Source organism: Halalkalibacter oceani, from assembly GCF_023715705.1.
Classification (GTDB): Bacteria; Bacillota; Bacilli; order Bacillales; family Bacillaceae_D; genus Halalkalibacter; species Halalkalibacter oceani_A.
On sequence record NZ_JAMBOS010000008.1, the window covers coordinates 69,950 to 92,349 of the forward strand.

Here is a 22,400-nt window from a genome sequence, read left to right on the forward strand (position 1 = left end):
AGATTATAAATCGCGAATGGCTTGAAATTGCTTATGGTAAGTGGAAGGGTCGATCTTCGCTTCGATAATGGAAGGCATTCTGTTATCGGACTTTACCGCAGCCTGGATTGCTTTTTTCAGATCGTCTTCATTATCAGCTGACCAGCCGTTCGCTCCGAAGCTTTCAGCGAGAGCGACATAGTTGGGGGCAGTAAATTGATTTCCGATGCTTTTTTTGTAGCCTTTGCTCTTTTGCTTCACATCCATCAGGCTTAGACGTTGATCAGAAAAAACAATCATGATGACCGGCCACTTGTTTTGAACGGCGGTGGCGATTTCCGGCAGCTTCATCATAAAGCCGCCATCTCCGGTTAACGAAGCGACGGTTTTTTCAGGATATAGATGCTGTAACGCCATCGCCGCAGGGAAAGAAAAACCCATCGTCGCCAGCCCGTTCGAAATAAAAAAGCTTCGAGGATGAACAGATTTCCAAAGCTGGGTAACAATTAATTTACTCGCTCCGACATCAGTAGTCATAAGGGTGTCGGGGGGCAATACTTGTTGAGCAATGTCAACGACTTGATTAGCGGTAAGTCCGTCAGCAGGCACGGTCAATGTATCAATGACGCGCTTACGGTATGAGTCGATGCTTTGCTGCTGCCATTGACAGTTGCTATCGGTCAGCCTTTCGTGAATGCTTCTTAGTCCATTTTCGAGATTTCCTGCCACTTCAATATCGGCATGATACACTTCCTCTAGGTTTGCTGTGGTGCTGATCGAGACAATTCGCTGTGGATACGTCCATTTCTTCGGAAGCAATTCAACCGGGTCCAAGCCGACGGTAATAATTAAATCACAGTTCTCCATAATAGGGGCTTCCAGCTTTCCTCCCATAAATAGTCCGAGTGACAACGGATGGTCGTCAGAGACGGCGCCTTTTGCTTTTGCTGTTTTAAAAACAGGTATATGATGCTGTGATGCAAAAGCTTCTAATAAGGAAAACTGTCTTCCTGTTCCGAAATTAATTCCTAGGCCGGCAATGATAACGGGCTTTTTGGCCTGCCGGATGGCATCAACGGCCTGCTGTACACTTTCTTTAGCCGGGAAAACCTGCGGTATGTCAGTATCAGCCGGTTGAATCTGATCATCGACTTCCTGTTTGACAATGTCGTTTGGAATATCAAAATGGACCGGACCGTAATTTGATGCTAACGCCACTTTAAACCCCCGGTTTAGCATGGAATTCCAGTTTGTTGTTGAAAGCGTGGAAGAAAGTTTTGTAATAGGAGAAAAGCTGTCATGATGCGATACATTTTGCCGCAGGGCATAGCTCACATTTTCGTTTCCATAGCGGTCTGTCAGTAGGAGCAAAGGAGCGCGGTCAAGCTGGGCGTATGCCAATCCAGGGCTGAATGACAGAGCACCGGGGCCAAGATCGCCAATACAAACTCCAGGAATTTGAGTAATTTCCCCGACTACACTGGCCATAATAGCGGCTGTTGTTTCATGCTGGGTTAAGATAAACTCAACTCCATGCTCATCCATCGTACATAATAAATCGCTGGATGTACCGCCACCGGGTACTCCAAATACGGTCTGAATGCCTGAGGCTTTCAGTTTTTGAATGATTGCCTCTCCGAGTAACATTAAGCAGCCTCCTTTGTCATTGTTACCTGATAATTTAGAACTGTCTAAAAAATAAAACTCTTTGTTCTATCCCTACTGTAAAACAAAACGTTATAATGGAGTTAATATCTTTTTGTAATAGGCTGTCATAAAAAAAAATTATGACCAAACATCATATCGTGATCCGCAAAAGGAGGCATGGATGAATGGATGAAAAAGATTGGCAAGTGTTGAAAGCGCTTTATGAAGAGCGGAGTATAACAAAAGCGTCGGAGCAGTTGTATGTATCGCAACCGGCGATAACGAAAAGAATTCAGCAAATGGAAAATGAGTTTCAAGTCAATATTGTGTATAGAAGTAAAAAGGGTGTGACTTTTACATCAGAAGGAGAATACCTCGTTGAGTATGCGAAGCAAATGCTGAACATTCTTCAGGAAACGAAGGATCATTTGCAAAACTTCAAAAACAATAAAGTACAGGGGAATTTGAGAATTGGTGTGTCGATTAATTATGCTTATAAAGATCTTCCCGGTATTTTACGTGAATTTAACGAATCATTTCCCCGGGTTCAGACTGAAGTAATACCAGGTTACAGCTCGGAAGTGTTAAAACTGCTACAGTCAGAACAGGTTCAGGTTGCGATCGTGCGGGGGGACTTTAATTGGAGTGGGAAGACGATGAAGCTTAAAGAAGAGAGCATCTGCATCGTTTCGAAGGAAAAGATTAACCTACAGGACCTCCCGTCAATCCCGCGGGTAAGTTTCACGACAGATCCTCTTTTGCAGCATTCCCTCGACAGCTGGTGGCAGGAAAACTTTTCTTCTCCGCCGTTGATCAGTATGGAGGTTGGCAATAGCCAAATTGCGATTGAGATGGTGTCGCAGGGACTCGGCTATGCGATTGTCCCAAGTTACTGCCTCAGTCAGGATATGGATCTTCACATTGAAAACCTCTTCTATAACAATGGCAGACCGCTCATGCGCAACACATGGTTAATTTATAATGAAAAGGAGCTGGTCCTCGCCACCGTCAGGGAGTTTTCCCGTTTAATGGAAAAATACAGTTTGCCAACACAGGAAATGAGGATGAAACAAAACTAGTTAGCATCGAGTAGCAACGTGCTTAAAAAAATCGTGGCGGGTCCATTCATTGTTTAGGGGGCTGGGCAAAAGGTAAAACAACCTTTTCTCTCAGCTCCTTTGTTATGGTTAATCAAGTACCTTTCCGTATTTCTTTCAATTTGCGTCGGAGGAGGCATGCTGGTTCTATAAGAAAAAGTTATATCAGTAGATAATGAATCGGTATTACCACTCTTATTTTTGCCCCTTTTATAATTCAAAGTGAAGAGTTGGAAAATAAGAATAATTAAGGGGATGAACTTTATGCAAGTTAGTACGCCTGATTTATGTGATCAATACCTTGACGAGGTGAGTATTTCAGAAACAAAATGGCAGTCTTATGGTGGAAGAAAGGCCTTTACAGGCCCGATAACAACGGTGAAAATCTTTGACAACAACAATAGAAAGTTTATGGAAGCGATCGAAACAGCGGAACCAGGCTCTGTTATTGTCATGGACGGTATTTTCTCAAAGCCCTGTGCCTGGATGGGGGACCGGAAAGCGGGAATCGCTGCGGGTCGGGGAATCGCCGGCATTATTATAAATGGGTATGTCAGAGATATTGAAGGGTTGGAAAAGCTGGACATGGGGATATTGGCACTTGGCACTCATCCGATGGCAAGCCGCTTTGCGACAGAGGGAAAGCGGGAAGGAGTTAGGGATCTGACATTGACATTCGGCCAAATTGACTGGGTACCGGGCCATTATGTTTACGCCGATCAAAGTGGCGTTCTCGTATCGGAAAAGAAATACGACTAACAAAGTGATGGGTGATCCTGGAAAGGAAAGGGGAATGTCTTTTCGTGGGAAAATCGTATGTAATCAGAACAAAAGAGTATATGAGGATGGGACGGGACCTATTTGTACCATTCGGCGTTTCAGAACAGCATGTCGAATCATTAATGAACAACTTACTGGACGCCGATGAAAAAGGCATTTATACACATGGCTTACATCGGATCGCCCCCATTTATATCAGGCATATCAAACAAGGGAATATTAATCCGCGACCTGATTTTACACTCGTCAAGGATGAACCGAATATTAAAGTCGTTGATGCCGATAATGGATTGGGGGCTGTGGCGGCGGAAACCGCCATGCGTGAAGCGATAAGAATCAGTCAGGAGCGTGGCGTAGGGGTGGTGGGTGTCCGAAACAGTAATCATTTTGGGACAGCGGCCTATTATTCAGAGATGGCAGCAAAGGAAGAGTTAATTGGTCTTTCCTTTACAAATGCATCCCCGGGAATTGCGCCAACAGGAAGCTCCAAGCCGCTGCTGGGAAATAACCCGTGGGCGATTGCCTGCCCCTCACACCTTGATTATCCGATCAGCCTCGATATTGCGAACAGCATTGTTGCCAGAGGGAAAATACGTCTGGCCGCTGCAAAGGGAGAGCCTATTCCGTTAGGGTGGAGTTTAACAAAGGAAGGGAAGCCGACAACCGATCCAAATGAGGCTTTGGAGAGCGGAATTATTTTGCCGATTGGCGATTATAAAGGATATGGTATCGCCTTAATGGTCGATATTCTCACCGGCATTTTGAGCGGATCGAATTTTGCGGATGACGTGTTAAGTTTTGAAACGAACGGAAAACGAAAGTGTGGCCATCTGTTTATTGCCCTCAACATTCAATCATTTATGCCGATCGATGAATTCAAAGAAAGAATACAAATATTAGTCAAGAAAATAAAAGCGGCGCCGAAGCTCGATGAACGGCGCGAAATTCTGTTACCGGGTGAGATTGAGTGGACAAAAAAGCTCAATCAGCAAGAAGGAACGGTTAAAGTGTTGGAGCCTTTTGTCTGTGATATGAAAGAGCTCTGTCAAGAGTACGGGGTCGAACTGCCGGACTATCAAGCGGTTGAATGAGAAGGGGGATGTCAATGAAGAACAGGATGGAAAGAAACCGGGTAAAGGAAACGATCGAGCGCGGAGAAGTTTCATTTGGTTTTTATGTGGCTACACCGTCTCCTACTATTGTCGAGCTGGCCGGCGTAGCGGGGATGGAATGGGTAAGAATCGACTGGGCGCACTCTGCCGTTGATCTGCCGATGATTGAGAATATGATCAGAGCAGCTGAAAGCTATAATATGGCTCCTTTTGTCCGTCTTAATCTCGATCAGCAAAAAATATCAAGTGTGTTGGAGTTAGGTGCATTGGGGATTATTGTACCAGACATTGAGACGGCCGATGATGCGAGAAAGATCGTCAATGCGGCAAAATTTTCGCCCGTCGGTGATAGGGGCATGTTTTCGGCGCCTAGGAAATCAGGCTATGGAGCAGTCGATGGTGCCAGTTTTAAAAAGTGGACAAATGAAGAAGTGATGGTCGGTATTCAAATAGAAAATGTAGAAGCGATTGACCAGCTTGAGGATATTCTTGATGTTGAAGGGGTTGATATCGTCTTAAGTGGTAGAGGTGACCTTGCCAATGCATTAGGTGTCCCTGGTCAAAGGAATCATCCAGATGTCCTGAGAGCCGAAGAAGAAATTTTTCATATCGCAAGAAAAAAAGGCAAAGTGATCTCTCCACAACTTGATCCGACGGCCGCAGATTTTCAGACAAAAATCATGGACTGGAAGGGAAAGGGTGCGCAAGTGATTTCTTTTGGGCATGATTTGCCGATTATCAAGCATGCATTAGAGCAAATTGTCCAACGTGCGGCGACAGCAGAAGAGGTTCATTGACTGCAAAATTTTTCATTAATTAACCGGTGATCGCTCGTTTTTTCGGAGGTGTGCGAAAAGGAGAACAGTCCTTTTCGCACACCTCTTTGTGCTGTTCCCGTCGTCAACTGCTAAAGAAAAAACACTGTGAGATAACTTCACGAAAAGACAGAAAAAACAGACAACAAGAAATATATTAATAATATATCAGTGATATTCCACTCAAATTTAGTACAAGCAGGAGGTTGGATCATGGGGAGGCAACAACCATTCGATATTACGATCATTGGGGGTGGACCAACGGGGCTCTTTGCCGCTTTTTATGCCGGAATGCGTGGGGCGAGGGTAAAGATTGTGGAAAGTCTGCCGCAGCTTGGCGGTCAGCTGGCTGCATTATATCCGGAAAAATATATTTACGATGTCGCCGGTTTTCCGAAGGTGAAGGCTCAGGATCTTGTTCACTCTTTAATGGAGCAAATGAATCAATTTACGCCGACGGTTTGTCTGGCGGAAACGGCTGAGCGGCTGGAGCGCCTTGAGGACGATACATGGAAGCTTGTGACATCAAAAGGAGAGCATTTTACAAAGGCGCTTATTATCACCGCCGGGAATGGGGCTTTCCAGCCGAGAAAGCTTGAGCTTGAAGAGGCTGAGCGATTTGAGCAGCAGAACCTCCATTATTTTATTAACGATATTGAGACATTTCGCAGCAAGCGTGTCGTCATTTTTGGCGGGGGCGATTCGGCTCTCGATTGGGCGCTGATGCTTGAGCCGATTGCCGAGAAGGTGACCTTAATTCACCGCCGTGATAAATTCCGCGCGCACGAGCATAGTGTCGAGCAGCTTAACGCATCACAGGTTGAGGTAAAGACACCCTTTCTCCCACTGGAACTGACCGGTGATGAAGAGCGGATTCGCAAGGTGAAAATTAAGCATGCGAAGGAAGAACAGGTGGAAGAGCTTGAAGTGGATGAAGTGATTGTAAACTTCGGCTTTGTTTCTGCGCTCGGCGCATTAAAAAGCTGGAACCTGGAGATTGAAAAAAATTCGATCGTCGTGAATTCAAAGATGGAAACGAATCTCGCCGGAATCTATGCGGCAGGGGATATTTGTACATTTCCTGGCAAGGTCAAGTTGATAGCGACAGGATTTGGAGAAGCGCCAACCGCGGTGAATAACGCGAAGGCATATCTTGACCCGGTGGCGAAGGTCCAGCCGTTGCACAGCACCTCTGTTTTTAACTAAACGCGAAGGAGAAGTGAGGATGGCGTATTATACGATTGTTGATCAGGAAACATGTATTGCGTGCGGAGCCTGTGGGGCGTCGGCTCCGGATATTTATGATTACGATGAGGAAGGGATTGCCTTTGTCATGCTCGATGAAAATCAGGGGACGGCTACAGTTCCTGAGGAATGGGAAGAGGACATGCATGATGCACTGGAAGGCTGTCCGACGGAGTCAATCAAAATTGACAGCAGTCCATTTGATGGTAACCCGTTGAAAAATGAATAAGGGTCAACAGGCAACATAAAAACGACATTCAATTGAGGTGAGAGGATGTATACAACAGATGTATTGGTAGTCGGAAGTGAAGCATCAGGGGCTCAGGCGGCAATTGCGGCGGCGGAGGCCGGCGCTCATGTGACCGTCGTGACAAAGGGCAAGGTTAATATGAGCGGGGCGACGTTAACGGCCAGTGCTGATATCAATGTCGACAGTAAGACGGCAAAGGAGCTGGGACTGCCGGGTGATAGTGGAGATTCGGAGGATCAGTTTTTTACGGATACGGTGATCGGCGGGAAATATTTGAATAACCAGAAGCTTGTCGAGTCAATTGTCGGGAAGATTCCAGCCGTGCTTAAAGGGTTGATCGATGATGGGCTGAAGGCGGAGAGCTTAATTCATACGCCGGGTCACGAATATCCACGCGGCGTGATCGTTAACGGCTTGAAGCTAACGAGGAAATTGGCGCAGAAGATGCGAAAGCATGACAGGATCACGCTGCTGGAGCAAATCATGGTGCTAGAGATTTTGAAAAAGGACGGCAAAGCCTGTGGCATCTACGGCTATGATCTGGCGAACGGGATGTTTATCACGATTCGGGCGAAAGCGGTCGTCCTGGCGACAGGTGGAGGAATGGCGGCCTTTCCGATTCGCACCGCTCCGGATGAGCTGACAGGTGACGGCTACATGATGGCCTGGCGGGCCGGCGCCGAGCTGATTGATATGGAGATGCCGCAATTTATGCCGGGTGTCTTAATTAATCCCCCTGCCTGGCGTGGAAATCAGTTTATTTATGAAATCTCGTTCGGCAGCAAGCACGGCCTGGAAGGATGGCTATTAAATAAATCAGGCATCCGCTTTATGAAAGATTGGGACCCTGAGAGGATGGAAAAGAGCACGCGGGATAAACTGTCGATTGCGATTATGAACGAGGTCGTCGAAGGCCGGGGAACACCGGACGGAGGCGTCTATTATTCAACCGCTCACCTGCCGAAAAATCTGATTCGCAGATTTGCGGACTGGTATCCGTTTGTAACGAGCGACTGGACGTATGAAAAGTTGAACTTTAACGATTTGATGGAAGAGCTGCTTCGCGACAATGCGGTTGAGATCGGAGTTGGCTGTCATTTCTTCATGGGTGGTATCCGCATTAATGTCGATGGTGAAACCTCAGTGCCCGGCTTGTATGGAGCGGGCGAAGCGACAGGCGGTTTTAACGGAGCGAACCGGATTTCCGGAAATGCGCTGACTGAAACATTGGTGCAGGGCGGTGTTTCCGGGACGGCAGCGGCCGCTTATGCGAAGAAGCATGAGTTGCTGGAAATTGAGGAGGCCCAATTGGACGCCCTTCATGAAAAGCAGCAAGCTTATCTGAAGCCACAGGAGGGCATTAACCCTTATGAGCTCCGACAGGAATTAGCGAAGCTCTCCTGGAACAACATCGGCGTTGTACGTACGACAGAAAACTTACAAAACGTCATTAAAGAACTGCGGACGATCCGAGAGGAAAAGCTGCCTCAATTAGTGACGAAGGATAAAACGCTTCATTATAATCGCGAGCTGCTTGAATGCATGCAGCTGGAAAATGTCGTATCCCTGCTTGAAGCGATTGCGCTAAGCGCGCTTGAACGTAAGGAAAGCCGTGGAGCCCATTATTTGAAGGATATTCCGGAAAGCAGAGAGGACCAGCTAAAAAACATTATCGTGCAAAACATCAATGGTGAAATGAAGATTAAGGACGTACCTCTTGTTGTGACAAGCATTCAACCTAACTAAGGGAGTGATCCAACGTGAAAGAAATTACAGTGTCCGTCCAAAGGCAACCGGCACCTGAGGCGGAAACCTACAATGAAACGTTTCAAGTTGAATTAAAAACAGGGATGAGCATATTAAATGTACTCGATGAAATCAGTACGACATGTGACTCTTCTTTGGCTTATGAAGCTTCGTGCCGGAGAGGGATTTGTTCCGTCTGTATGGTCAACGTAAACGGAAAAATCGTCAAATCGTGTATGGAGCTGGCAACGGGTGATCTCGAACTGAAAAATGGCTCGAAGTTCCCAATAAAGGATCTCGCCTTTGGCTCAAAAAAACGAAAATAACCGGCTGGTGACTGGAGGAAGAAAGATGACGAACATCAAGCAACAAATCGACGTGGAAGCATTGAAGGAACTGGCGCGCAAGCTCGTAAAACGACCGAGTCAGCAGACGGAGAAAATGGAATATGATCCTGAAATAAAGGGGTTTATCCGCGACTGTTTACTACCTGAACTAAAAGAGAGGGGCCTGACAAACGTCAAGCTGGATCAAATGGGAAATTTGATCTGCCGGATTGGCAGGCCGGATTCAGCCAAGAAGGTCCTGTTTTTAGGCTATGCGATGACGCATCCGGCTTCCTCGATGAACGAGCCGTTTGCCGGACAAGTTGTGATCGAGGGTGGTCAGGAATATTTGCGCGGCAGAGGCGTTTCCGAGCAAAAGGGCGCATTGGCGGCAATGATTGCAGCAGCCGAGTACGTAAACAAAAATCTTGAGGAGCTGGACGGCGAGCTGATTTTCGCGGTCAGTCTGGCCGGAGAAACGGGTCGTCATGACGCGATTGACAGCATTCGGAAGGAAATCGATTTAAAGGCGGATCTTGGCGTCGTCGGAATTGGAACGAACAGCGAGATTTGCCAGGGGAATAAAGGGCGGGTCGATATTCTGGTGAATGTGTACGGGAAGTCATGCCACAGCAGCACGCCATCGCTTGGGGTGAACGCGATTGAAGGTGCGATGGAGGTCGTCGGCAAGCTAAGGGAGATGCCGATTAAAGGGGAGCACCCGAAGCTTGGCAAAGCGACGTTAACATCGACATCGATCAAAAGTTTTCCTGACGCGACTCATACGATTCAAAATGAATGTCGGCTCGTGTTCGACCGCCGTTTACTGCCGGGAGATGATGTTGCGGCAATTGTGGGAGAAGTAGAACAGACAATTGCCGGGCATGAACCTTACAAAGTTGATGTCGTCCAAGGGCCTGTCACATTCCCGTCTGAGGTCAATGACGATTCGATTGTTTACAAGCAGTTAAGCGCAGCAATTAAAGCTGTGACCAATGAGGAAGCGACAGCTTTTTACTCGAACAGTGCGATTGATGCCGGTTATTTAAATAAATGGGACATTCCGAGCGTCATGTTCGGCCCGGGGAAGATGGAGTATTGGCATACCGACAACGAAATATTAGGGGTGGAAGAGCTGTGGAACAGTGCTGGTATTTATGCGCAGCTCGCCTACAATCATTTACGAAAAAAGTCATCGGTGTAGAAGAAGGCGATGGCGTTGAAAAGCTACCGATTTGAGTGATAGGGGAGGGGACGAAACTGCTGATTTAAGGTAACGCCAAGCGCGAATAACATGTCATCATTAAAAACCGTGGCAGATAATGTGACACGGAGCAACTTAAATTGCAAAACACTAGTATATTATTATTATATCACTGATATATTGCTGGTTTCAGCTGAAGGATCGCAATGTTTCAAGTGGCTGTAGAGGAGGCGGCTAAAAAGAAAAGGGAGGGAGGAATCGTATGAAAATGGAAAGTGAGATTGGCAGGAAGCCCCGCTCAGAGCATATTTACAATGAAATACGGAATGCCATTTTATATGGGTATGCGGGCTATTTACCTGGGACACTCTTGAATGAAAATAAGCTCGCAGAGTACTTTGGCGTCAGTAAAACACCAGCGCGGGAAGCACTGAACAGGCTGCGGAATGAGAATCTTGTGGAAGTTATTCCGTATAAAGGATATCTTGTTTCGAATCCGACGATCCAAGATCTGGTCGAGCAGTTTCAAATGAGAGTGATTCTGGAAACGGCTGCTGTTGAGATGGCCGTTCAAAATGTTTCGGCGGCTCAAATTGAGGAGCTGCGTGAGCTGACAAAGGGGGACAAACTCTATTTTCCGGATGACTTTCGCTTGAATTTCCGTAAAGTAAACCTCGAATTTCATACGAAGGTTGCTCAAACAAGCGGGAACAGTCTATTGACGAATTCTGTCAGACAAGTGCTGGAATTGATGCAAAGAGCCTTGTTTCATAATTTTACAGAGGACGAGATTGAACTCCATCATCAGGAACACAGAGTGCTGATTCAGGCGCTGGAAGAACGCAACAAGGAGCTCGCTGTTAAAAGCATTCAGGAACAGATTGAATTATCGAAGCAGAGAATTTTTAATTATCGCAATTATCAATAATAGAAAGAGAAACGCGATGCGGGAGAATGTAGAAAGAACCTCTTAAACAAGAAAACAAACACTGTGATGGAGGGGATTTTACATGAAAAAATTAGCTGTGCTTTTAATGATGATGTTGCTATTCACTTTGGCTGCCTGTGGGTCCGGTTCTACGGATACGGGTGCTGAAAGTGGCGGTTCTGCAGGAGAGACAGGCTCAGAGGCAGATTCAGGGGAAACGTTCACGATTAAAATTGGTCATGTGCTGGATGAAAATTATCATTATCAGGACGGGGCGAATCATTTTAAGGAGCTTGTCGAAGAACGCTCTGACGGCAGAATCAATGTCGATATTCATGCCAATTCAACGTTAGGAAATGAACGCGATATGCTTGAGGGCATGCAAATGGGGACGGTTGAAATGGGGATTATTTCTTCGGGTCCAATGGCCGGCTTCGTCCCAGAATTCGCTTTACTTGATTTAGGATACTTATTTGACAGCAGTGAGATTGCCCAGGAAGTACTGAATGGACCAATCGGGGACCAGCTGAATGAAAAAATGATTGATGTCGGCATTCGCCGTTTGGCGACAATCGATGCCGGTTTTCGAAATATTTATGCCAGCAAGCCAATTCAAACGGTCGAGGATTTGCAAGGGTTAAAAATTCGTACACTTGAAACACCTGCTCATCTCGAGTTATTCCAAGAACTGGGAGCCGCTCCGACACCGATGGCTTATTCTGAACTTTATACAGGGCTGCAACAGGGTGTAGTCGATGCCGCTGAAAATGTACCAGAAGCATTTTACAGCAGTCAGCATTTTGAAGTATCAAAGGTATATTCTGAAACTCAGCATGTCTATTTAACGATGATGTATTTAATCAGCGAGGATTTTTATAATCAGCTGCCTGCTGATCTGCAGGAGATTGTGGCAGAAGCGGCCTTGGAAGCAGCGGAGTACCATAATGGCGTAATTGCTGAGGTTAAAGCCGACATTTATCAATCGCTGGAAGAAAGCGGCGTTGAAATTGTACAGGTTGATGATTTGACTCCATTTATCGAAGGAGCAAAGGCTTCGTGGGTCAAGATTGCTGAAGCTGTTCCAAACGGGGATGCAATGCTGGCTGATATTTTAGAAGCGACAGGAAACACATTAGAATAGGAGATCCTGGAAAAGGAACGGGTTAGGAGATAGTTCGAAGCAGCGGGAGAAAGAACGAACCGCTGCTGCCTGTTTCTTCTTGTTAGAGGCCCTTGGACCTGCCTTTCCGTGATCCTCCGAAAAAGAGGTGGCATATGATCGTCCGTATAAAAAGCGTCTATGATCGAGTCATAGATAGCATTGCTATCCTATTGCTTATTGTTCTTACCTACGTTTCATTTCACCAAGTCATTACAAGATTCATTTTTTCCAATCCTCCTGCTTGGACAGAGGAGCTATCAAGATATTTGTTTGTTTGGGTTACCTTTCTCGGCGTGGCGATTGCCTTTCGTGTAGGGGCTCATTTAGGAGTTGACTATTTTGTCGGTTTATTGCCGAAAAAAGGCAGTCAGCTTCTTTTACTAATAGCGAGTATTTTCTTAATCGTGACACTTGCTGTCATTGGATACCAGGGATTTACTGCCAGTCAGGTTGTCAAAAGCCAGCTGTCACCCGTTTTGCGAGTACCGATGATTTATCCGTATTTAGCGATTCCGGTCGGGATGGTGCTGAGTATTATAGAAGTTTTATGGAACCTTTTCTATAAAGCTCCGCGGAAAGGGATGAGCCCTGATGGGAATTGAATGGCTGCTTATCTTTCTCGGCATTTGCCTCATCATTAATATGCCGGTTGCTTTTGCCTTGACGGCATCCGTGACATTGTATCTGGCGTTAAATCCGAAGTATCCGCTTATTTTAGTCGCTCAGCAAATGTTTACTGGAATTGATAAATTCGTCTTTCTGGCGATTCCTTTTTTTATTCTGTCGGGGGTGATCATGCAAAAGGGCGGGATTTCCGACCGCTTAATTAAATTAAGCTCGCTTTTGCTTGACCGTCTGCTTGGCGGCTTCGCGATGTCAACCGCCCTTGCCTCGATGTTCTTCGCCTCACTGTCAGGCTCAGGTCCGGCAACGACGGCGGCGATCGGCGGAGCGATGTTGCCGACATTGGAAAAGAATGGCTACGGCAAGGAGTGGTCAGTCGCCTATATTGCGGCGGCGGGAACGATGGGACCGATGATTCCTCCGAGCATCACCCTCGTCATCTTCGGGGCGATGGCCAGTACGTCGATTTCGGCGCTGTTTATCGCCGGGATATTGCCTGGGGTGCTAATCGGGGTCGCGCTAATGACGATCGCTTACTTTCGGGCAAAAAAGGTTGGAATTGAACCGGATAAGCGCAAGGTGACATCGGGTGAGCTCTTCAAGGCGTTTAAGAATGCGATTTGGGCTTTGCTCATGCCGGTGATCATCATTGGCGGAATTCTTGGCGGAATTTTCACTCCGACTGAGGCGGCAGTTGTTAGTGTTGTGTATGCGTTGGTCGTGTCACTGCTCATTTACCGTACGATTTCATTGCGCCATTTGCCTGAGATTTTCAAGCAGACTGTCTCGACCTCGGCTGTCATTATGATTCTGACGGCCAATGCCGCGGCCTTCGCCTGGGTGCTCGGAGCGGAGCAGGCGCCGCAGCAAATTTTGCAATTTTTATACTCAATAACAGAAAACAAATTTTTACTCCTGTTGATTATCAATTTATTTTTATTGCTGATTGGCTGTTTTATGGATACAACATCGGCGTTAATTATTACCGTGCCGACGCTGTTAACCGTCGCTTCAGCTCTTGATATTTCAGGTCTTCATCTTGGCTTGATCGTTGCGACCAATCTTTCATTGGGAATGGCGACACCGCCATTAGGATTCACCTTGTTTACAGCCTGCTCGATTGGCAATGTCTCGATTACGAGAACGATTCGGCCGATTTTACCGATGATCGGCGTCATGTGCGTTGTGCTGCTGCTTGTCACTTATTTCCCAGGGTTATTCCTGTGGCTGCCTGAGCTGTTCGTGAACATGTAAGCCAACCTTTGAAGAGAAACGAAAAAGACTGGACAACTAGGGGAGAGTATGAAATGAAAACATTAATTGAACATGCGATGATTGTCACGATGAATGACTCACGCGAAGTTATCAAGCAGGGTTATCTGCTTGTGGAACAAGACAGAATTAACGAAATCGGCGCAGGCGTTTACCAGGGCGACAAGGACGGAATCGAAATCGTCAATGGGAAAAACAACATTATCATTCCAGGCTTAATCAACGCTCACACCCATTCCTACGCCAACCTGGTGAAAGGAACGACGGAAAACATACCGCTCGAGCTGTGGATGCTCTATATTATGGCCGAAGGGAAAAATATGACGAAAGAGGATTATGCGATCAACGCCGCCCTTGGCAGTATTGAGATGCTTAAAAGCGGGACGACAACTTTCCTTGATCATCTGGCGCAGGATGCAGACGGGATGAAAACAGTTGCTGCTGAATATAAAAAGGCGGGAATCCGCGCTGTTCTGACGCCGATGTTTGGCGACAGGGCGTATGCCGACAGCTTGCCGGAAGCCCTTCAGATCGAGCTTGGGAAGGAGCCTCATGGACCGAAGGCAGTCGGTTCAGGCTGGCAGGATAATATCGCGATGGTCGAAAGTGTCATTCAAAACGTATCCGAGCCGGACAAGGGCATTACGGTTGCCGTTGGACCTTCGGGGCCGCAGCGCTGCAGTGATGAACTGCTCGTCGCCTCGATGGAATTAGCGCAAAAATATGAGCTGCCGTGGCATACGCATCTGCTTGAAACGAAGGCCCAGGAAGTGACAGGCTATGAGCGCTACGGCCATTCAATGGTGGAGCATCTTGAAAAGCTCGGCATTTTGAATGAATCGGTCTCTTTTGCCCACGGCGTCTGGGTCAGTGACACCGATATTGAGCTGATCGCCAAGCGAGGATCGACGATCGTCCACAATCCGACGAGTAATTTATTGCTCGGAAGTGGAGTGCTGCCTCTTATTCCACTCAAGGAGGCCGGCGTCCATATCGGCATCGGCACCGATGGAGCGAACTGCTGCGGCTATCAATCGATGTTTGAATCAATGAAACTGGCGGCGATTCTCTCCAATACGTTCACACCTGACTACCAGCGTTGGGTGAAGGCGGTTGATGTGCTTGAGATGGCAACGATCGGCAGTGCAAGAGCGGTCGGAATGTCTGACGAAATCGGTTCACTCGAAGCGGGTAAGAAAGCTGACTTCGTTCTATTAAATAAAGAGGTGAGCAACTTCGCTCCATTAAATGATTTAATTTGGCAGCTCGTATACGGACGGGCTGATATGGCGATCGACGCCGTTTACGTAAACGGCAAAAAGGTGGTCAGCGAACGGAAAGCGGTCGGCGTTGATGAAAAAGCGATCTTCAACAAAGCGATCGAAAATGGGGCCGACCTGCTACAGCGAAATCAAACTGAATTTGAAAAGATTAAAAACAAGGCACCTGACATCTATCATATGCTGATGAAGGTTGCTGAAATCCCAACAAAGCAAGCATAAAAGGTGATGGTATGGACATTTATCGTAAGCTGGCAGAAGCAATAGAACGGAAGGAAGGCGTGTCTCTTGTTACCATTATCGAGATTGCATCAGCAGAAGAGAGGCATCGTGAGCTGATCGGAAGGAAGCTGCTCGTTTGGATGAACGGTCAAACAGAAAGTGAATTTCCTCTTTTAGCGGAAGTGAAAACAGCCGTCTTACAATGTGTCAATGAAGCCTTTGCAAAGCGAAAATCAAAAACATATGTGATTGAAACGCGGGAGATGAGAATGGAATGCTATGTTGACGTTTTTCTCCCCCCGCTTCGTCTGATTATCGCCGGTGCCGGTCATGTGGCGGTGCCGATTGTCGAGATTGCCAAGCTTGTCGGCTTCGATGTCACCGTGATTGATGACCGGGCGGAGTATGCGATGAAAGAGAATTTTCCGGCGGCTGATGAAGTGATCTGTCAGCCTTTTCTCGACTTTTTTGCCGAGGCAAAAACGGACAAATCGACGTATGTGCTGCTTGTGACGCGCGGACATAAGCATGATGTAATGATCCTGCCGAGTCTGTTTGACAAGGAAGTGGCCTATATCGGAATGATCGGCAGCAAAAGAAGGATATCAGGCGTTTTTTCGCAGTTGAAGCAGGAATACCCGAATGCTGATTTTGATCGAGTTTATGCGCCGATTGGGCTTGATATTGGCGCCCAGACTCCGGAGGAAATCGCAGTTAGCATTATTGGGGAAGTGTTGAAGGTCAAAAATGAGAAATCAGGTATTTCACTACGTGAGAAAATTCCTTACTTTATTGCCAGAGAGGAAGAGGAACAACATGAATGAGCTAGCGTTTATCCAGCAGATTATGACATTACAGGCTACGAATGAACGAGCGGCGTTGGCGACCGTCATCCGCACGAAGGGCTCAACCCCAAGAAAGGTCGGAGCTAAAATGCTGATCTTTCGCAATGGCAGCATTTCCGGTACGATTGGCGGCGGCTGCGGGGAAGGCGAAGTGATTGAGAAGGGGCTGGAAGTGATTGAAAACGGAAGTCCGGTGAGGTACAAAGTCGATTTAACGAAAGGTCTCTTCTATGAGGATGGTGGGATTTGCGGCGGCATTCAGGAAATTTTTATTGAAGCGATCGGACGGTAAGGCAAAATGAATTCAGCTATTTTATTAGCTGCCGGGCAATCGTCGCGGATGGGAAGCCTGAAGGCGCTGCTTCCATGGGGCGGCCGCACGTTACTGGAGAAGCAGCTGGACGAGCTCGCCCGGTCAATGATTGATGAAGTCGTGGTGGTACTTGGTTTTCAGGCCGATTTACTAAAGCCGCTGATACTGGAAGCGACAAGAGACGTCGCAACGAAGCTGACAATTAAAATCAGGATCAACCCACATTATGAAACAGGAAAAACAAGCTCGATCCGGCTTGGTATGAAGCATTTGGCAAATGAGAGTGACTATGTCCTGATCATCGGTGTCGATCAGCCTGTACGGGCAGTCACCGTCAATACGCTGTTATCCACGCAAGCTGAGCTTGCGATCCCGGTCTATCAAGGGAGAAAAGGCCACCCCCCTCTTTTTGCCGCCTCCCTATACGAGAAGGTTGAAGCGGTCACTGAGGAAACGGAGGGGCTTCGTGCCGTGATCCGCCATCATCCGGGCTGTCAGCTTATCGTGGTCGGGCAGCCTCAAATTTTGCTTAACTTAAACGAACAGTCGCAGTATGAACAAGCCATCGCCCGACAACTGGATGGCTACTAATCAGGAGGAGATCACACGTGTTTATCAATGAGATTGAATACCATAACCCGTCAAGCGTCGACGCACTTTTGGCCTGTCTCGACCAATATGGAGAGAATGGCAAGCTGTTGGCGGGAGGGACGGATCTAATTTTGCAAATGAAGTTCAAACGCTGGCCCCAGCAGCACATTATTGATATTAAGAGCATAGCAGAATTCAAAAAAATCGAAATAACCGCTTCTTATTTGGAGATCGGCTGCAGCACGACGTTAAGTGAGCTGCTCGACCATGATGGGGTGAAAGGCTTGTATCCGGCTTTGTGGCAGGCAATTTATGAGCTGGCTGACCGACAAATTCGCAATCGCGGAACTTTGGTCGGAAATGTGTGCAACGCTTCTCCGGCAGCGGATGCGAATACGGCGTTGCTTATCTACCACTCTGAGGTCCATGTTCAGTCCTCCGCGGGTTCAAAGGTCGTGCCGATTTCTGAATTTTGGCTCGGTCCCGGTAAGACGATTCTTCAGCCGAATGAATTTGTCCGGGCGATCAGGCTGCCGCTCCCGGGAGACCGGTTTTTTTCGAGTTTTCAAAAGCTGGGGAGAACGTATGACGATATTGCGATTATCAACGTCGCGGTTAGTGTGGAAGTGGATGAATCAGGTCAATGTACTGGAGCGCGGGTGGCGATGGGGGCGGTCGGCCCGACAACGCTTCAGGCTCCTTTGGCGGCGGCTCATCTTCTCGGCAAGCGTTTAGACAGGACCGTGATAGAAGAAGCGGCAGCAATGGCCGGTGATGAGGCGAGCCCGATTACAGATGTGCGGGCGAGTGCCGCCTACCGGAAGAAAATGGTCAGCGTTTTAGTCGGCCGGGCGTTACACGATATCGTGCGTCGATCAGAAGAAAACCAATAATGAGAGAGTGATCATAATGAAGGAAATGAAAGTCAATGGAGAGACGTATGAATTGACTGCTCCAGCGAACCGGACCTTGCTTGAATATATCAGACGGGATTTGCAGCTGACCGGCGGTAAGGAAAGCTGCGGAACCGGTGATTGCGGAAGCTGCTCGATGCTCGTTGATGGTGAAGTCGTCAAGTCCTGTCTCGTTCTTGCGGTCGAATGTGAAAACAGTGAGATTACAACGGTGGAAGGGTTGGCAGATGATGGGGTCCTTCATCCGATTCAGGAAGCATTCGTCAAGCATTGGGGCACGCAATGCGGCTATTGCACACCAGGGTTTGTCATGGCGACAAAGGCATTACTTGACCGGAATCCAAATCCTGCTGAAGAAGAAATCAAGCATGAAACTGCAGGGAACTTATGTCGGTGTACGGGTTATGTGAAAATAACCGACGCCGTCAAGGAAGCTGCGGCCGTGCTACAGGAAAAGAGGGATTAGTATGAAAACCGAGCCATTACAAGCGGAGAAGCATTGGCTTGTTGGAAAGTCCGAGCCGAAGATTGACGGTTATCAAAAAGTGACCGGTGACTTGCGCTATATTGATGATACGGTGCTGCCAGGGATGCTTTATGGGGCAATTTTACGAAGTCCGCACAGTCACGCCCGCATTCGCAAAATAGATACGGCCAAGGCGGAAGCATTAAAGGGCGTCCGTGCTGTCATAACGGCTGCCGATACGGAAAAGGTCAAGTTCAGCTTCAGGCCTGAGCAGGCTGACAACCTCGTGCTTTGTGAGGAGTACGTCCGCTTTATCGGCGATGAAGTCGCGGCTGTTGCAGCCGAGACACCAGAAATTGCCGAGCGGGCGCTTGAATTGATCGAAGTTGACTATGAAATACTGCCGGCTGTTTTTCAATATGAGGAAGCGCGGCAGGAAGACAGTGCCCGTGTTCATCAGGAGACCGACAGTAATATCGCTCATGAGATGCATACGGAATACGGCGATGTGGAGGCGGCATTTGCCAAGGCTGATTATATTTATGAGGATCATTTCGAGACGTCTAAACAGGCGCATTGCTGCTTGGAAACAAGAGCGTGTATCGCTGAATTCGACCAGTCCGGGCGGTTAACCGTTCGCTCACAAACACAGACTCCCCATACTTTACGGAAGGAACTGGCGATGGTGCTCAACTTGCCGATCTCGCAAGTAAGAGTGATTCGGATGCCGGTTGGCGGCGGGTTTGGCAACCGGCTTGTGATGGATATGAAGGAGCCGATTGCTGCATTTTTGGCGAAAAAGACGAAGAAGCCTGTACGGATTTCGAATTCCCGGCAGGAAGAATTTATGACGGCACGTCCGCGCTACCCGTATCAGATTACGTTAAAAACTGCGGTTACGAAAGAAGGAGAAATTATCGCCCGTCATTGCACGGCAACGGTCGATAACGGCGCTTATAATGATAAGGGTCCAAATACGATGAGCTATTGTGAAAATGTGAATTCCTGCTTTTATCGAGTGCCAAACACGAAGTTTGACGGCTTTATTGTCTATACGAACAATCAATATTGTACAGGGTTTCGTGGCTTCGGCAATCCGCAAATCACGTTTGCGATTGAATCACAAATGGACTTGATCGCTGACCGTCTGGGTGTTGATCCGGCTCAGTTTAGGCTGCTGAATGCCCATTCGCGCGATGAAGTGACGAGCAGCGGGAAGGTCATTGATACGGAGTCAATGCGCGATACGCTCGAAGTGGCGATGGAAAAGGCAAAATGGCAGGAAAAGCGCGAACTGTACGCAAAACAGCCGGAGAATGCGACGAAGCGGCGGGGGATCGGTCTTGCCTGCATGCTGCAATCAGGAGGCGGCAGCCGCGGTTACGGCTTCAACTCGACGGAGGCCTTCGTGAAGATTTCAGAGGAAGGCCAGGTGACGATTATTACACCGGCGGTTGAAATCGGCCAGGGGCCGCAGACGGTGATGGCGCAAATTGCCGGCGAAGTGCTCGGAGTACCATCGCGCTCCATCCACATCATCGATCATGATACGGATATTATTCCGTTTGATTTAGGGACATGGGGCAGCCGGACAACCTTTGTCAACGGCATCGCCGTCCAGGAAGCGGCTGAACAGGCAAGAAACGAATTATTAGAGCTTGCCGGTAAGATGTTCGCTCTTCCTCCGGCTGATCTCATCTGCCGTGATGGAAAAATTGGCCCCGCCGATCAATGGGAGAAGGCGGTTGACTTCGCCGAGGTGACAAGATACGCCGCCTATACGGAAGGAAGGACGGTTTCCGGAAAAGGACGCTTCTTTGATCCGGAGGCGCCGAAATTCAAACGCGGGGAAGGCTCACATAACTTTCCGAATCTCGTTTACGGCTGTCAGATTGCCGAGGTGGAGGTCGATGTCGAAACCGGACAGGTGAAGGTCCTGAACATTGTCGCCGCTCATGATGTCGGTAAGGCGATCAATCCAAAAGCGGTTGAAGGCCAATTGGAAGGCGGTATTATTCAAGGCGTCGGTTACGCCCTGACAGAGGGTGTCGTTGAACAAGAGGGAAGAAACCGTAATCCGAGCTTTTTGGATTATAAAATTTTATCCAGCTCAGACATCCCGGAAATGGAGATCATCATTGTTGAGGATTTGGAAAATAAGGGGCCGTTTAAGGCGAAAGGCGTCGGCGAGCAGGGAATCGTCCCAACAGCTCCGGCCATTGCCAATGCGATTTCCAACGCGATTGGCGCCCGCATCTATGACTTACCGATGAAGCCGGAAAAAATCCTGTCCGCACTCGGACAGCTATAAAAAGAGGGATAGCTCCGGAGCCCGACTTAAAAGGTTTGATTTCCCTTTTGAGTCGGGCTTTTCGCCGAATAAAGCCTTTGCCATTTGGCCATAGTGATCGGACAAAACATTTTCCTCGTTCCCTTCCTCATGATAAGACGAGCCTATTTCTGACGAAAAGAAGGATAAGCGCCGTTTCAAAAATCAGCTTTTTACATGTTATGTAGCAAGGAGCTGATGAAAATGGAAGCAGTCTTATTGTTTGCAACCGTCATTTCGCCAGTAATTTTAGCGCTGGTTGAATTGATCAAACGTTCCGTCTCTTTTCCGAAGAATTATGTTCCAGCAGTCGCTTTTGTCGTTGGCTTACTTGTTGGGGTGGTGTCCTATCCGTTCACGGATCTTTCATTAAGCTTAAGACTGTGGGCCGGTGGTCTGGCGGCATTGGCAGCAACAGGTTTGTTTGAAGTAGGGAATAACCGTGAAGGCATGACAAGGGGAATGGATGATGCAGATTAGGCAGGATTTCATTCCTGCTTCTAATCGTAATCGTCCAGGCACCCGGATTATCCCAACCCATCTCACCATTCATGAAACAGCGAACCGTTCAAGGGGAGCAGACGCGTTGACTCATGCCCGCTATGTAAAGGGAGAAGACGCCCAGAACCGCCAGGTCTCCTGGCATTACACCGTTGATGACCAGTATATCATCCAGCATTTGCCCAATCATGAGCTTGGGTGGCATGCCGGATCGGAAGGAAATCGTCAATCGCTTGGAATCGAGCTATGTGTCAACAGTGATGGAGACTTTGAGCAAACAAAGCGCCATGCTCAATGGCTGATCGCCCGGCTTATGAGGGAGCTTTCGATTCCGATTGACCGGGTCGTTACCCATCAGCATTGGACTGGCAAGAATTGTCCAGCTATTCTGTTACCGACATTTGATCAGTTTAAGAGAGGGGTGGTCCAGATGAGTAATCAAACGCCAAGCTCCTGGGCAGAAGCTTCATGGAACAAGGCGCTCGCGAAGGGGATTATGAATGAAGGTCAAGGCCCTAAAGAAGCGCTGACACGTGAACAGCTCGCCGTTATTCTCGACAGGCTCGGGAAGCTGGATTAGGAGTATAGATAAGAGAGAGTGGAGTCAGAAAAAAGGAGAACAATCGTATACGCACCGGTTAGAAGCGGGGCGTCAAAGGGCAAGCTGAAACCTCACAAGGAGAGGCGGTTTTCCATCCTGCAGACGTTGAACAGGATGGAAAGCCGTTTTCTGCGCTTACAAGCATGCGGAT

Annotated in this window: 23 protein-coding genes; 22 read left to right on the forward strand and 1 reads right to left on the reverse strand. The window is 47.9% G+C overall.

What is annotated here, in order from left to right; translation table 11 throughout:
* Positions 1–3: 3 nt before the first annotated feature.
* Positions 4–1,626 carry a thiamine pyrophosphate-binding protein gene (locus M3212_RS10090; RefSeq protein WP_251193842.1) on the reverse strand — a complete coding sequence of 541 codons (1,623 nt, stop codon included), beginning with the start codon at positions 1,624–1,626 and terminating at the stop codon, positions 4–6.
* A gap of 185 nt (positions 1,627–1,811) precedes the next feature.
* Here M3212_RS10090 and M3212_RS10095 point away from each other — a divergent pair, with 185 nt between their 5' ends.
* From M3212_RS10095 to M3212_RS10200, 22 genes are all read left to right on the forward strand, one after another.
* On the forward strand, positions 1,812–2,705 hold the full coding sequence (locus tag M3212_RS10095) for a LysR family transcriptional regulator (protein ID WP_251193843.1): 894 nt from the start codon (positions 1,812–1,814) through the stop codon (positions 2,703–2,705).
* 282 nt (positions 2,706–2,987) lie between these two features.
* Entirely contained in the window at positions 2,988–3,482 is a 495-nt protein-coding gene (gene rraA / locus M3212_RS10100; protein WP_251193844.1) for a ribonuclease E activity regulator RraA, read from the forward strand.
* An 80-nt stretch (positions 3,483–3,562) separates the two neighbouring features.
* Positions 3,563–4,594, forward strand: coding sequence for an Ldh family oxidoreductase (locus tag M3212_RS10105; RefSeq protein ID WP_285874250.1), 1,032 nt, complete (start codon positions 3,563–3,565; stop codon positions 4,592–4,594).
* Positions 4,595–4,608: 14 nt separating this feature from the next.
* Positions 4,609–5,412: an HpcH/HpaI aldolase family protein gene (locus M3212_RS10110; protein ID WP_251193846.1), complete on the forward strand. Its 804-nt coding sequence runs from the start codon at positions 4,609–4,611 to the stop codon at positions 5,410–5,412.
* Positions 5,413–5,643: 231 nt separating this feature from the next.
* Positions 5,644–6,636 (forward strand): NAD(P)/FAD-dependent oxidoreductase, encoded by a 993-nt coding sequence (locus M3212_RS10115; protein WP_251193847.1) that lies wholly within the window; start codon positions 5,644–5,646, stop codon positions 6,634–6,636.
* A 19-nt stretch (positions 6,637–6,655) separates the two neighbouring features.
* Positions 6,656–6,904, forward strand: a complete 249-nt coding sequence (locus tag M3212_RS10120) for a ferredoxin (RefSeq protein ID WP_251193848.1) — start codon at positions 6,656–6,658, stop codon at positions 6,902–6,904.
* Between the two features lie 45 nt (positions 6,905–6,949).
* Positions 6,950–8,671 (forward strand): FAD-binding protein, encoded by a 1,722-nt coding sequence (locus M3212_RS10125; RefSeq protein WP_251193849.1) that lies wholly within the window; start codon positions 6,950–6,952, stop codon positions 8,669–8,671.
* A 14-nt stretch (positions 8,672–8,685) separates the two neighbouring features.
* Positions 8,686–8,997 carry a 2Fe-2S iron-sulfur cluster-binding protein gene (locus M3212_RS10130; protein ID WP_251193850.1) on the forward strand — a complete coding sequence of 104 codons (312 nt, stop codon included), beginning with the start codon at positions 8,686–8,688 and terminating at the stop codon, positions 8,995–8,997.
* 25 nt (positions 8,998–9,022) lie between these two features.
* Positions 9,023–10,201 (forward strand): M20 family metallopeptidase, encoded by a 1,179-nt coding sequence (locus tag M3212_RS10135; protein WP_251193851.1) that lies wholly within the window; start codon positions 9,023–9,025, stop codon positions 10,199–10,201.
* Between the two features lie 262 nt (positions 10,202–10,463).
* Positions 10,464–11,129, forward strand: a complete 666-nt coding sequence (locus tag M3212_RS10140; RefSeq protein ID WP_251193852.1) for a GntR family transcriptional regulator — start codon at positions 10,464–10,466, stop codon at positions 11,127–11,129.
* An 82-nt stretch (positions 11,130–11,211) separates the two neighbouring features.
* Positions 11,212–12,270, forward strand: coding sequence for a TRAP transporter substrate-binding protein (locus tag M3212_RS10145; RefSeq protein ID WP_251193853.1), 1,059 nt, complete (start codon positions 11,212–11,214; stop codon positions 12,268–12,270).
* A gap of 134 nt (positions 12,271–12,404) precedes the next feature.
* Entirely contained in the window at positions 12,405–12,893 is a 489-nt protein-coding gene (locus M3212_RS10150; RefSeq protein WP_251193854.1) for a TRAP transporter small permease, read from the forward strand.
* Complete coding sequence (locus tag M3212_RS10155; RefSeq protein ID WP_251193855.1) at positions 12,883–14,169, forward strand: TRAP transporter large permease; 1,287 nt, start codon at positions 12,883–12,885, stop codon at positions 14,167–14,169. Before M3212_RS10150 ends, M3212_RS10155 begins: the two co-directional genes overlap by 11 nt.
* 53 nt (positions 14,170–14,222) lie before the next feature.
* Entirely contained in the window at positions 14,223–15,689 is a 1,467-nt protein-coding gene (locus tag M3212_RS10160; RefSeq protein WP_251193856.1) for an amidohydrolase family protein, read from the forward strand.
* Between the two features lie 11 nt (positions 15,690–15,700).
* Positions 15,701–16,513, forward strand: a complete 813-nt coding sequence (locus M3212_RS10165; RefSeq protein WP_251193857.1) for an XdhC family protein — start codon at positions 15,701–15,703, stop codon at positions 16,511–16,513.
* Positions 16,506–16,826 carry an XdhC family protein gene (locus M3212_RS10170; RefSeq protein WP_251193858.1) on the forward strand — a complete coding sequence of 107 codons (321 nt, stop codon included), beginning with the start codon at positions 16,506–16,508 and terminating at the stop codon, positions 16,824–16,826. The genes M3212_RS10165 and M3212_RS10170 overlap by 8 nt, the downstream gene beginning before the upstream one ends.
* A gap of 6 nt (positions 16,827–16,832) precedes the next feature.
* Positions 16,833–17,438, forward strand: coding sequence for a nucleotidyltransferase family protein (locus M3212_RS10175; protein ID WP_251193859.1), 606 nt, complete (start codon positions 16,833–16,835; stop codon positions 17,436–17,438).
* A gap of 17 nt (positions 17,439–17,455) precedes the next feature.
* Positions 17,456–18,331, forward strand: a complete 876-nt coding sequence (locus M3212_RS22290) for an FAD binding domain-containing protein (protein WP_251193860.1) — start codon at positions 17,456–17,458, stop codon at positions 18,329–18,331.
* A gap of 16 nt (positions 18,332–18,347) precedes the next feature.
* Complete coding sequence (locus M3212_RS10185) at positions 18,348–18,818, forward strand: (2Fe-2S)-binding protein (protein WP_251193861.1); 471 nt, start codon at positions 18,348–18,350, stop codon at positions 18,816–18,818.
* Position 18,819: 1 nt separating this feature from the next.
* Positions 18,820–21,129 (forward strand): xanthine dehydrogenase family protein molybdopterin-binding subunit, encoded by a 2,310-nt coding sequence (locus M3212_RS10190; protein ID WP_251193862.1) that lies wholly within the window; start codon positions 18,820–18,822, stop codon positions 21,127–21,129.
* A gap of 222 nt (positions 21,130–21,351) precedes the next feature.
* On the forward strand, positions 21,352–21,627 hold the full coding sequence (locus M3212_RS10195) for a holin (RefSeq protein WP_251193863.1): 276 nt from the start codon (positions 21,352–21,354) through the stop codon (positions 21,625–21,627).
* Positions 21,617–22,228 carry a peptidoglycan recognition protein family protein gene (locus M3212_RS10200; RefSeq protein WP_251193864.1) on the forward strand — a complete coding sequence of 204 codons (612 nt, stop codon included), beginning with the start codon at positions 21,617–21,619 and terminating at the stop codon, positions 22,226–22,228. The genes M3212_RS10195 and M3212_RS10200 overlap by 11 nt, the downstream gene beginning before the upstream one ends.
* Positions 22,229–22,400 lie beyond the last annotated feature (172 nt).

What these genes read in the sequence shown, in the direction of transcription:
- M3212_RS10090 (WP_251193842.1), bottom strand. Translation starts at nt 1,626, where the DNA reads ATGTTACTCGGAGAGGCAATCATTCAAAAACTGAAAGCCTCAGGCATT.
- M3212_RS10095 (WP_251193843.1), top strand. Translation starts at nt 1,812, where the DNA reads ATGGATGAAAAAGATTGGCAAGTGTTGAAAGCGCTTTATGAAGAGCGG.
- rraA (WP_251193844.1), top strand. Translation starts at nt 2,988, where the DNA reads ATGCAAGTTAGTACGCCTGATTTATGTGATCAATACCTTGACGAGGTG.
- M3212_RS10105 (WP_285874250.1), top strand. Translation starts at nt 3,563, where the DNA reads ATGAGGATGGGACGGGACCTATTTGTACCATTCGGCGTTTCAGAACAG.
- M3212_RS10110 (WP_251193846.1), top strand. Translation starts at nt 4,609, where the DNA reads ATGAAGAACAGGATGGAAAGAAACCGGGTAAAGGAAACGATCGAGCGC.
- M3212_RS10115 (WP_251193847.1), top strand. Translation starts at nt 5,644, where the DNA reads ATGGGGAGGCAACAACCATTCGATATTACGATCATTGGGGGTGGACCA.
- M3212_RS10120 (WP_251193848.1), top strand. Translation starts at nt 6,656, where the DNA reads ATGGCGTATTATACGATTGTTGATCAGGAAACATGTATTGCGTGCGGA.
- M3212_RS10125 (WP_251193849.1), top strand. Translation starts at nt 6,950, where the DNA reads ATGTATACAACAGATGTATTGGTAGTCGGAAGTGAAGCATCAGGGGCT.
- M3212_RS10135 (WP_251193851.1), top strand. Translation starts at nt 9,023, where the DNA reads ATGACGAACATCAAGCAACAAATCGACGTGGAAGCATTGAAGGAACTG.
- M3212_RS10140 (WP_251193852.1), top strand. Translation starts at nt 10,464, where the DNA reads ATGAAAATGGAAAGTGAGATTGGCAGGAAGCCCCGCTCAGAGCATATT.
- M3212_RS10145 (WP_251193853.1), top strand. Translation starts at nt 11,212, where the DNA reads ATGAAAAAATTAGCTGTGCTTTTAATGATGATGTTGCTATTCACTTTG.
- M3212_RS10150 (WP_251193854.1), top strand. Translation starts at nt 12,405, where the DNA reads ATGATCGTCCGTATAAAAAGCGTCTATGATCGAGTCATAGATAGCATT.
- M3212_RS10155 (WP_251193855.1), top strand. Translation starts at nt 12,883, where the DNA reads ATGGGAATTGAATGGCTGCTTATCTTTCTCGGCATTTGCCTCATCATT.
- M3212_RS10160 (WP_251193856.1), top strand. Translation starts at nt 14,223, where the DNA reads ATGAAAACATTAATTGAACATGCGATGATTGTCACGATGAATGACTCA.
- M3212_RS10165 (WP_251193857.1), top strand. Translation starts at nt 15,701, where the DNA reads ATGGACATTTATCGTAAGCTGGCAGAAGCAATAGAACGGAAGGAAGGC.
- M3212_RS10170 (WP_251193858.1), top strand. Translation starts at nt 16,506, where the DNA reads ATGAATGAGCTAGCGTTTATCCAGCAGATTATGACATTACAGGCTACG.
- M3212_RS10175 (WP_251193859.1), top strand. Translation starts at nt 16,833, where the DNA reads ATGAATTCAGCTATTTTATTAGCTGCCGGGCAATCGTCGCGGATGGGA.
- M3212_RS10185 (WP_251193861.1), top strand. Translation starts at nt 18,348, where the DNA reads ATGAAGGAAATGAAAGTCAATGGAGAGACGTATGAATTGACTGCTCCA.
- M3212_RS10190 (WP_251193862.1), top strand. Translation starts at nt 18,820, where the DNA reads ATGAAAACCGAGCCATTACAAGCGGAGAAGCATTGGCTTGTTGGAAAG.
- M3212_RS10195 (WP_251193863.1), top strand. Translation starts at nt 21,352, where the DNA reads ATGGAAGCAGTCTTATTGTTTGCAACCGTCATTTCGCCAGTAATTTTA.
- M3212_RS10200 (WP_251193864.1), top strand. Translation starts at nt 21,617, where the DNA reads ATGCAGATTAGGCAGGATTTCATTCCTGCTTCTAATCGTAATCGTCCA.